The 4,929-nt window shown below is 34.0% G+C and carries 4 protein-coding genes and 1 pseudogene; all 5 read right to left on the reverse strand.

Annotated features, from left to right (window positions below; translation table 11 throughout):
- On the reverse strand, positions 1-239 hold a 239-nt coding region (locus JCM7501_RS12235), incomplete at its 3' end, for a YlmC/YmxH family sporulation protein (RefSeq protein WP_054644887.1).
- Positions 240-250: 11 nt separating this feature from the next.
- Entirely contained in the window at positions 251-697 is a 447-nt protein-coding gene (gene dut / locus JCM7501_RS12240; protein WP_013150323.1) for a dUTP diphosphatase, read from the reverse strand.
- Positions 681-1,937: a M16 family metallopeptidase gene (locus tag JCM7501_RS12245; protein WP_012995236.1), complete on the reverse strand. Its 1,257-nt coding sequence runs from the start codon at positions 1,935-1,937 to the stop codon at positions 681-683. Before JCM7501_RS12245 ends, dut begins: the two co-directional genes overlap by 17 nt.
- A gap of 41 nt (positions 1,938-1,978) precedes the next feature.
- Positions 1,979-2,695 carry a polysaccharide deacetylase family protein gene (locus JCM7501_RS12250; RefSeq protein ID WP_028992571.1) on the reverse strand — a complete coding sequence of 239 codons (717 nt, stop codon included), beginning with the start codon at positions 2,693-2,695 and terminating at the stop codon, positions 1,979-1,981.
- 103 nt (positions 2,696-2,798) lie between these two features.
- Positions 2,799-4,900 (reverse strand): annotated as a pseudogene (locus tag JCM7501_RS12255) (polyribonucleotide nucleotidyltransferase).
- Positions 4,901-4,929 lie beyond the last annotated feature (29 nt).

A 4,929-nucleotide genomic window follows, 5' to 3' on the forward strand; every position in this document is an offset into this window, starting at 1 on the left:
CTTTTCTTTTCTTCAAACTCCACAATAAGCATATCATCACCAATTTTTCTTATAGAGTCCCAACTTATTTCAATATAATTGGTCTTTCCCCTAAATAACCCCCCTGATTCATATACTATTATTGAATGAATCCTTCCTGTTTCTTCATCAATAACTAAATCTGAATCTTCTACTAATCCCCATCTTCTTCCATCCGTTAAATTTACAATTTCTTTATTTCCAAATTCGCTTAACCTCATAGAACCCCTCCTTATATACCGGTATGACCAAATCCTCCCTCATCTCTTTTTGTTTCTGAAAGGATTTCTGTCTCTACTATTGTTGGTCTTACTATTTGATTGATTACCATTTGGGCAATTCTTTGACCTCTTTTGATTTTGACTACTTCTTTTCCTAAATTTATGACTATTAATTTTATTTCCCCTCTGTAATCAGAATCAATTGTGCCAGGAGTATTTAAAAGGGTTATTCCATAATTTAAAGCTAAGCCACTTCTTGGCCTTATTTGGGCCTCAAAATTTGGAGGAAGTTCAATTTGTATACCTGTTGGAATTAGTTTTATTTCACCAGGCTGTAATATGACTTCCTCTTTGACATTAGCATATAAATCCATCCCAGCGGCACCTTCACTCATATAAGCAGGCAAAGGCAAATCTTTAGCATCATCAGTTTTTTTAATCTTAAGTATTATTGACATTTTCTAACCACCCTTTATCTCTTTTGTTTAATTTTCCAACCACGGCTATGCTCATGTCAGCAGGATTTATAATTTCTCTGGCTAACTCATTTATTTCTTCGTAAGTTAAGCTATCTATTGTCTGAAGTATTTCATCTACAGTATGCACTTTATTAAATAAAAGCATGGATTTTCCTATTGTGCTCATTCTACTGCTTATACTGTCTAAATCCATTAATACGTTTATGCGAAGTTGTTCTTTAAATTTATCAATCTCTTCTTCTGCTAAGCCTTTTAAATGGACTTCTTCTATTTCATTTAAAATTAAGTCATACACCTTTCTAAAATTATTAGCGTTCATACTAGCAAAAATAGAAAAAACCCCAGCATGGTGATAGGTAGAAGGATAAGAATAAATCGAGTAAACTAGTCCTTTATCTTCTCTTATTTTTTGAAACAATCTTGAACTCATTCCTCCACCAAAAGCATTATTTATAATGGCTAAAGCGTATACTTTCTTTAAGTCATAAGTTATCCCTGGTAGACCAATGCATAAATTTACCTGTTCAAAATCTTTTTCATAAAAAGCTTTGTTTTTATGCCAAATAGGAGAAGTTAATTGAGAAATAACATTAGTTTTTTGAATTTTTGATAAATATTTTTGCAGTATTTCATAAATATCATCGCCAAAATTTCCAGCTATCGAAATGACTATGTTATCTTTGTTATAATGGGAATTATAATAATCTACAATCTGTCCTTTGTTTAGCTTCTTAACAGTAGAAAAAGTACCAAGTACAGGAAAAGATAAAGGATGCCCTTTCCATATTGTTTTTGCTAAAAGGTTGTAAGCTACGTCTTCAGGAGAATCTAATTCTGTCAATATTTCTTCATATATGACTTGCTTTTCCTTTTCTATATCTTCTTCTTTAAAGGCAGGATTAAATACCATATCAAAGAGTATATCAATGCCTTGCTTTATGTGGGTGTTTAAAACTTTTATATAAAAACAGGTACTTTCTTTTTCAGTAAAGCCGTTTAACTGCCCACCAATACTATCCGTTTCTTCCGCAATTTGCCTTGCACTTCTTAGCTTAGAACCTTTAAAAACCATGTGCTCTATAAAGTGAGATATTCCATTTATAGATTTATGTTCATACATGGACCCCGTTTTAATCCATATCCCTATGTATACAGAATATGCGTGAGGAATTTTACAAGTTACGACTTTTATACCTTCAATAATCTTTCGTTCATACATTTTTGTCCTCCTTTGCAAATTTAATTATTATTATAGCAAATTTAATTGTTATCTACAATTACCTCAGATACTTTAGTTATTTTATAACCTTTTTCTTTAAGCTGGTTTATTATCTGAGGTAATGCTTCCACAGTATTTTTAGTAGGGTGCATTAACACAATAGCGCCGTTGTGATATTTACTCATAACTCTATCTACAATTGTCTGAGGACTTGGATTATTCCAATCTATAGTATCCAAACTCCAGAGAATGACTTTATATCCTAATTGTTCTGCTACTTTTACAATTTCATCATTGAAATCCCCATACGGTGGCGCAAAAAGAATAGGCTTTATTCCTGTAATTTTTTCTAAAATTTCACTGCTTTTTTTTATATCTTCTTCATATTGTTGTCTACTTAAATTTGTGTATTTCACATGCGTATATCCATGGCTTCCAATCTCATGGCCTTTTTGATAAATATCTTTTACAACATCAGGATTTTTTTCTGCCCATTTTCCTTCAAAAAAAAATGTGATATGGACATTGTTATCTTTAAAAATATCTAACATTTTTGGTATGTACTCATCTCCCCATGCTACGTTGCAAGCAAAAGCAATCTTTTTTTCTTTTGTATCTCCTTTATAAATTGGTTCATCTACGTTAAAGACAGAAACACTCCGTGTAATTATGTAAATTAAAAAGAGGAGCAACAATATTGCTATGGAAAGAATAATCCAAAAGCTTTTTTTAGGATATTTTATATAAAATATTTTCATTATAACACCACCCGTTGATATTCTCACTTTAATTTTATTCAAACAGGCAGCGAATATATTACTAAAAAATAAAAAACATAAACCGTTGGGGCGGTTTATGCCTTTACTTTCTTTTCTCTTCCTCTTCATCAGGTAACGCATCTTTCCTTGAAAGGCTTATCCTACCTTGTTTATCAATATCAGTAACTTTTACCAATATGTCATCTCCAACCTTAACTACATCTTCTACCTTTTGGACGCGCTTTTTAGAAAGCTTAGAAATGTGGACAAGGCCTTCTTTGCCAGGTGCGATTTCTACAAACGCTCCGAAAGGTGTTATTCTAAGCACTTTTCCTAAATAAATTTCTCCTACTATTATATCTTTTGTTATAGCCTCAATCATTTGCTTAGCTCTTTCACCCGATTTTAAATCAGAAGCAGTAATGTATAATCTACCGTCTTCTTCTATATCAATTTTCACTCCAGTTTCTGCAATAATTTTACTTATGGTTTTGCCAGCAGGTCCGATTATATCCCTAATTTTTTCGGGGTCAACTACCATTCTTATAACACGAGGTGCATATATGGATAACTCTTTTCTCGGCTCTTTTATAACTTCTAACATTTTGCTAAGGATGTATAACCTACCCTTTCGAGCTTTTTCTAAAGCCATTTTCAAAATTTCTTTGTCAATTCCAGGAATTTTATATCCATTTGTATCGCTGTGATTCCTTTTTCTGTACCTGCTACTTTGAAGTCCATATCCCCTAAAAAGTCTTCAATCCCTTGTATATCAGTGAGTACAGAAACTACATCTCCTTCTTTGATAAGCCCCATAGCCACTCCTGCAACTGGAGCTTTTATTGGAACTCCCGCATCCATTAAAGCTAAAGTACTGCCACAAACACTAGCTTGAGAAGTAGAACCATTAGAACTTAAAACTTCTGACACTAATCTTATGGTGTAAGGAAATTCTTCTTCAGAAGGAATTACCGGTTCTAAAGCTCTTTCTGCTAAAGCTCCATGACCAATCTCCCTTCTACCGGGGCCTCTTAAAGGTCTTACTTCTCCAACACTGTAGGGTGGGAAATTGTAATGATGCATATATCTTTTTGCTTCTTCATCTCCTATGCCGTCTAAAATTTGAATGTCTCCTAAAGCACCTAAGGTTGCTACTGTCAATACTTGAGTTTGCCCTCTTGTGAAAATTGCAGAACCATGAGTTCTGGGTAACACTCCTACTTCACACCATATTGGCCTTATGTCGTCAAGACCTCTACCATCTACTCTTATTTTTTCTTCTGTTATCATTTTTCGCATTTGTTCTTTCATTATATTGTAAAGTACTTCATCTATATCAGCGAGATTGTCGGGATATTCTTCTTTAAAGTACTCTAAAACCTCTTGTTCAACTTTATCTAAGTTATCGTTCCTCTCTTTCTTTTCAGGTGTTCTTAGCGCTTCGTATATTTTTTGTGTAGCATATGCTCTTACTTTTTCTTCTAGTTCTTTGTCTATTTCATGTAAAATCACTTCGCTTTTCGGAACCCCTACTTCTTCAACTATTTCCTCTATAAACTCTACAATTTGTTTGATGTATTCGTGAGCATACATAATAGCTTCTAGCATGGTTTCCTCAGGTACTTCTTTTGCTCCTGCTTCCACCATTACAATAGCATCTTTTGTTCCTGAAACTACTAAATGCATTAAGCTTTTTTCTCTTTGATCATGGTTAGGATTAATTACAAACTGTCCATCCACCAATCCTACTGCCACCGCACCTGTTGGACCATTAAAGGGAATATCAGAAATTGAAAGAGCAACCGAAGAACCGATCATCGCGACTATTTCTGGTTGTACATCAGGGTCAACAGACAATATTGTAGCTATAATTTGTACGTCATTTCGATAACCATGTGGAAATAAAGGTCTAATGGGTCTATCAATTAATCGAGCAGAGAGAATTGCCTTTTCACTAGGTTTCCCTTCTCTTTTTATAAAACCCCCAGGAATTTTACCGACAGAGTACAATCTTTCTTCGTATTCAACGGTTAAAGGAAAAAAGTCAATCCCTTCTCGGGGTTCTTTTGAAGCACAGGCAGTAACTAAAACGACGGTATCACCATATTTCACCCAAGCTGCTCCATTTGCTTGCTGAGCTACTTTTCCTGTCTGAACTATCAGCTTTCTCCCTGCTAGTTCCATTTCGAAAGTTCGTTCTTCCATGATATCTCCTCCTTTCGTAAAATTTTATT

Source organism: Thermoanaerobacter thermocopriae JCM 7501 (assembly GCF_001310975.1).
GTDB classification, from domain to species: domain Bacteria; phylum Bacillota; class Thermoanaerobacteria; order Thermoanaerobacterales; family Thermoanaerobacteraceae; genus Thermoanaerobacter; species Thermoanaerobacter thermocopriae.